Consider the following 5694-nt stretch of genomic DNA (forward strand, 5'->3'; position numbering starts at 1 on the left):
AGTCTTTAGAATTTCTGTAGTAAAATCGTTCATATGGAAGTCCTCTTTTCTGTGAATGTGTTGTGGTAACTCTATTCTACAGAAGGGACTTCCTTTTTTCTATTTACACAAAATATTTTACACTCTCCCCTTCTACTTTACCTGCATCAGCAATGTGTAATGAAACATCACCTAAATCATAATCATATACACTATTGTGACGTACACCTTTTGATCCTGTCATAATAAGTGCTTCTGATCCAGAAGTAATTTCCACATTAGATTGTCCAGTAACTTCATCAGTAACTGGTTCTAACACATCACCACCCTTATTGATATTTACAGTACCATCACCAGTAGTAGTAATTTTTGCTCCTTCAATTGCATCACCTTGCCATTGTAAAGAAGCTTTCAAAGTCCAGCCTTTAGTGCCTCTTGTTTTATCTTTTACACCTACGTTAAAACTTGATTTTTTAGTAGCTGGGATAATTTGTTCTCCACTTTCTTTTAATTTAGTAGTTCCAAAATCAAAAGTTGTTGGTTGATAAGCAATTCCCCATTCAGTTGTAAGTTCATTATCGGTGTTATCTCCATCTCCACCTCCTGGAGGCGTAGGGTTAGTACCGCCACCATCAGGTAAGTTAAAAGTTGCTGTTACTGGTGTTTCTGATTGTGTTGCATCATTTGAATCTGTTGCTGCAAATGCGCTAGCTCCTCCTAATAGTGCTGCAGAAGATACAGCAACCGCACTTAATAATGCTAGTTTTTTCATAATGTATTAGTCCTCTCTTTCAAAAAATAGTTATATTTCGAAATGTTAATTGGATTAACACTTCACGAATAAAAATTAACATATCTACTCCTTTTTATCTTCCACACTAATTACCAAAAATTTATTTCATCGAGATTTTTTTAATAATTTTAGGCATATAATAATCAACAAAATAATTAGTAAAATCGGGCCTAAAATGAAAAGTACAAAGAATTTATTATCTTTCTCTTCATTTTTAAGATTTACTTGCTTAGATTGATCATTTTTGTCTACGTCTACATTTTCTTCGAAATTCCATTTATTATTCTTTGCATCTGAAACTTCAATTTTAACTTGATAAATACCATTTGGAATTTCTACCTCTTCCAAATTAAGTTCCATTTCATACAATGATTCAGGTGAAATTTGTAAGTCCTTAAATTCTTTATTGTATACAGTTTTATTATCTTTTGTATTTATTAGAGTGATTTTATACTTTAAACTCCCGTAAGATTCCATTTCCGGATTATGAAATGTAATTAATAATTTATCTTGTTGGGAAATTTCTTTTGCTTCTATTTTTTCCAAAGTTAATTTTCGTTTCACTTGTTGATCATTTTGCGTTAACCTTAAGCCGATGATATATCCATAAGAATTATTAATACCGTTTTGATCGTTATCTTCTTTTTTTATTTGAAAAGCTGATAAAATTTCTCCTACAAATGGTTTGTCAGGAATTTTTAAACTAATAGAAACTTTTTTTGATTGATTTGCTAGGACAGTTACTTTATCTGGTACATCTACAATATCCTCTATAGGAAATTTATATTGATTTTTTTCTGATTCAGATTTTAATGCATAGTCAATAAAACCTTGTTTATTTGTATAAGCTTGATTAATAGCAATTTCATAAACTTCTTCTTTACTCGATGTATTTGTAATAAGAAGCTCTATTTCTTGCTTTTGATTAGGTGCTACTCTTAAATCAAAAAAACTATTTTCTTTATTCAACTGATTTTCAGGTAGAATTGCTTTTACGTTAAATCCAACAGAATCATTTGATTTCATTTCTTCTGAATACACAGAGTTACTATTTCCCATTAGCAATAAAAGAAATATTGAAATTAAATATAAAAATACATTTTTTTTCACTTTAATCCTCCTATACACAGTAAACTCGAAGTCATATTTTAAGACTTCGAGTTACATAATTATTTAACTAATAATGTATCATACAAGAAATATTGAATTGAACCTTTAACAGTATCATCATCATTTAGAATATTCTTCTCATCAACAAATCTCATCGAAACATTTTTGATTGGTTTACTTAACAATCCAGTGTTTTCTTTTCCATTCGAACTAGATTGAAATATGATTCCTGAATTTCCTATTTCTTTAAGATCAATCCCATCGATATTAAATGATGTTACAGGAAACTTTATTTCTTTATTCCTTTCTAGCACCAAAGAATCAGAAACGCTAGCTTTAACTACCCAATTTCTACTACCACGATCATTCACTACTTTAACAAATTGATTTGAAAGTTGGGCTTCTAGCTCATAATTTCTATTCTCAAGTAATGAACGAAACGCGTATTCCATTGGTACTTCCTCTAAAATTAAATTATCTTGAGAAGAATCTCCTACATCACTAGCATCCGATATAATAATATTAGAGTCTGTTTCTTTTCTTACATCAGCTGCAACAGATGTTTCAGTTACAGCTAATGCGAATAAACTAGCTAAACAAACAACTATACTATATGGTCTCCATGACATTTATTTACATTCCCTTCCTCCAGAATTTATCACTTTATTTTGGTATAGCTGTATCACACAAATTCCACACAAATTTTGTGTTATGACTATAATCCCCTATTGAAATATATTCTTTGCTTTTAAGAAGGATACCTTCTTGAGAATTCCATTCATTATAATAATTGTAATTATCTTTTAATGCAGAATTTGTATCCATAACTTTCAAACTAGTAGTTCCTAAATCAACAAGATCACTATTTGTCGAAGGTTTCCATACATATTCAAAAGAATCTTCTTTTTCTTTACATAAAGAAAGGATTAAAAACCAATTCTTATCTTGATCTGGAATATTTCTACTATCTCGTACTGACAATTGGATGCTATTGTCTTTATCCCTGGACAGAATTCCTTTTGTCTGACTAGGAACTCTGTTAGTCCAGCTAACATCTGCAGGTGCTGTTTCAAAGTATAAACTTCCTGCAACTTCTACATTTAGAATCAATTTATCTAAAATCTCATTACTTCCATTAGGATTAAGTTTTTTTACTTGTATTGTAAAATTATTTCCCCCATAGCTTAATTTGTTTTTTGGAATTATTAGTTTTTCTATATTGAATTTATTTTCTCCACTTGTTGTAACTTCTTTTCTGATTAATTGCTCATTATCTTTGAATAAAGTAAATTCTAAAAGGTCATTTGTATCAATATCTTTCCAAAAGAATTCTGTGTCCATTCCTTCATCTGAGATATCTGCTATGTCGACTTGTTGATTTTTTGTTTTTTCTATACTACTTTCATTCCACGATAACTCTGTCATAGAATCTTTTTTAGTAATCCAAAAATACACAGGATTACTTGAGAATGATTTTTCCTCTGCTGGAACAGAATTCTCTGTTCCATTTACAACACCGTAAAACTGTACATGTGTATCTTGTTGAATATCTTGTTTGGTTTGTATAGTAAGAGAAAAATCAAGAGTTTCTTCTGGATTAATAGTCACATCCTGATCAAACGTAATATTTAATTTACCATCTTCTACTTTTGGTGTTCCTTTAGCAAGGATATCACCTGAAGGAGCTTTAATAACTACATCTTTTACAGTTGATAAATCATATACTTCCTCTTCTGAAAAGACGTTCCATGAGTCAACAGTAAAGCTATTTTCTCCCTTATCAATATATAGCTTACTCGTTAAAGTGACTTCACTTCCTGGAGAAACACTTTTTTCTTTTGTTGTATCTTCTTCAGACACTGTGATTGACTCATTTTTCTCATTAAGAACATCGTTTTTTAGAGTAGCGTCTAAGTTAACAGGAACTTCAGTAAATACAATCTTTGTTTGACCAGATTCCCCTCCATTAGCTACGGTGAATCCCCAATAAGCTTTGTTATCATTGTTAGCTAAATCCAACTCTTCATTAAGATCTGACCATGGAATTGTAATTACTTCTGTTTGTTGATCAGTTACTGGATTTTTCAAATAGTAACTAAAAACTTTTGTATCTGCATTAAAGCCAAATCTGAATTCATACCATGTTCCATCTTGAACATTTTGAGAAACTGTCTCATTTAATTTCTGTTTTCCTCTATGAATAATTCTAGCTTCTCTTGCTTGCAAAGAACCCAAAGTTCCAAACCATTGATTTGCATCTGATTCATTTTCATGTAGTGGAACATAAGTCTTATTCAAATTTCCAGGGAAAGAATAAGCCATATGAGGAGCCTTAAATACCTTATCAGGTTCAGAAGGGTCTAAGTCATAAAGCGTTTCTCCTAAAGATCTTTTATTAGTGTATAAGTCAAACTCTATTGCTACTGATTTTTGAACAGCATCTTTTTCTGGAGTCACTTTAGTTGAAATTCCTTTTGTATAAGCTTCTTTTGCACCATAAACTCCTAGGTTTTGTCCATCACTCGAAGATTGTGCATTAGTTATGGCTGTTTCTTTTCTAGGATCATTTTGCATAACAAAAGCAAAACCATCTGCTTCTTTTGTACCAAAGTTTACATAAGTTCTACCCCTGAATGAATGTGAAAAATCCAATCGATTAGATCTTTTAGACCATAGCGCTGTCCAATTTCTCTTTCCAGATAGAGAAACTTCAGAATATGGTCTACCTTCATTATCGTATGGATTTTGCATGTACTCTACTTTTGCAGGACCAATAGGAACAGAAAATAAGTCCCAAATAGTTATTGCACCAGAAGGTACATTAACTGATCCATACTTGCCCGATCCTCTGATCTCAGGATGTTCGTCTGCTACAACTTTTTCAGACATGCTGTCTTGACTCTTCTCTTCGCTTTTATCTTCACTTTCGTTCGTTGAATTTGAACTATTTGTGGACTCTTTAGTCATACTTGTATCAGACTCACTTGTGTCTGTTGATGATGTCTCAGTGTTAGACTCTGAAGAGACTGTTTCTTCTGAAACATCAGTGTCAGCTACTTCAGTAGATTCTTGTACTCCTGTTGATTCTTCTGTCACTGAAGAATTTCCTTCATATATGATTTTTTCTTCATCTATCATTGGCAAATAATTACCATCTTTGCTATAACTAGCGCTAACTGACACTTTTTTATCTAGATCGGTGAAGAAAACATAAGTATTCTTGCTATCTACCGGAATAGTCAGATCTCCACTTTCATCCGCAGAAATAATTTCTTTGGTAACTTCACTTTCTAATTCCGTTACAATCTTTGATTCACCATCTTTTGTTTGTGATATATGAATCTTCACATTAGAACATTCCTGTTTACCACTGATATTTAGATACCAAGCTATTTTATTTTCTTTTATTTGTTTTTTAAATGACAAGATAGCATAATCATTTTCAATTTTTTGTATTTCTTCATTAGTATCAATAATTTGTACACTATCTTGCGTATTAGCTAAAACTTGATCTCTACTTTGAAAATCAAGAGCACATGGTGCCAGCAATATACCTGCCGACATACACAGCAAAAATTTTTTAGTCTTTTTCACTAGTGAAAATCCTCCCTCTAAATCAAGTTAAATAATTATTTCCTTATCCACTATATAACTATATATTAGAAAAAAGATAAAAGGCTGTTTATTTGATAAAGTCCATATAATTGTGTAAAAGATAAAAGGCCATGTAACAGCCCTTTTACGGTACAATGTTTTTAACCACAAAAACATACCCAGGAGGACGTTACATGACCCAAGTACATTTTACACTG

At 31.4% G+C, this 5694-nt stretch carries 4 protein-coding genes; all 4 read right to left on the minus strand.

The annotated features are described in order from the left end of the window. Positions 1 to 103: 103 nt before the first annotated feature. Positions 104 to 751: a hypothetical protein gene (locus OZ002_RS13140; protein ID WP_325083481.1), complete on the minus strand. Its 648-nt coding sequence runs from the start codon at positions 749 to 751 to the stop codon at positions 104 to 106. A gap of 126 nt (positions 752 to 877) precedes the next feature. After that, entirely contained in the window at positions 878 to 1882 is a 1005-nt protein-coding gene (locus tag OZ002_RS13145) for a DUF916 domain-containing protein (RefSeq protein ID WP_010721993.1), read from the minus strand. A gap of 59 nt (positions 1883 to 1941) precedes the next feature. Then, on the minus strand, positions 1942 to 2511 hold the full coding sequence (locus tag OZ002_RS13150) for a hypothetical protein (RefSeq protein ID WP_010721992.1): 570 nt from the start codon (positions 2509 to 2511) through the stop codon (positions 1942 to 1944). 34 nt (positions 2512 to 2545) lie between these two features. Further along, on the minus strand, positions 2546 to 5476 hold the full coding sequence (locus tag OZ002_RS13155) for a lectin-like domain-containing protein (RefSeq protein ID WP_192191853.1): 2931 nt from the start codon (positions 5474 to 5476) through the stop codon (positions 2546 to 2548). Positions 5477 to 5694: the final 218 nt, after the last annotated feature.

This window comes from Enterococcus sp. E4-150, assembly GCF_035726465.1.
In the GTDB taxonomy this organism is placed as follows: domain Bacteria; phylum Bacillota; class Bacilli; order Lactobacillales; family Enterococcaceae; genus Enterococcus_B; species Enterococcus_B faecium.

Excerpts from the sequence above, each read along its gene's own strand:
- OZ002_RS13140 (WP_325083481.1), bottom strand. The coding sequence starts at position 751 with ATGAAAAAACTAGCATTATTAAGTGCGGTTGCTGTATCTTCTGCAGCA.
- OZ002_RS13150 (WP_010721992.1), bottom strand. The coding sequence starts at position 2,511 with ATGTCATGGAGACCATATAGTATAGTTGTTTGTTTAGCTAGTTTATTC.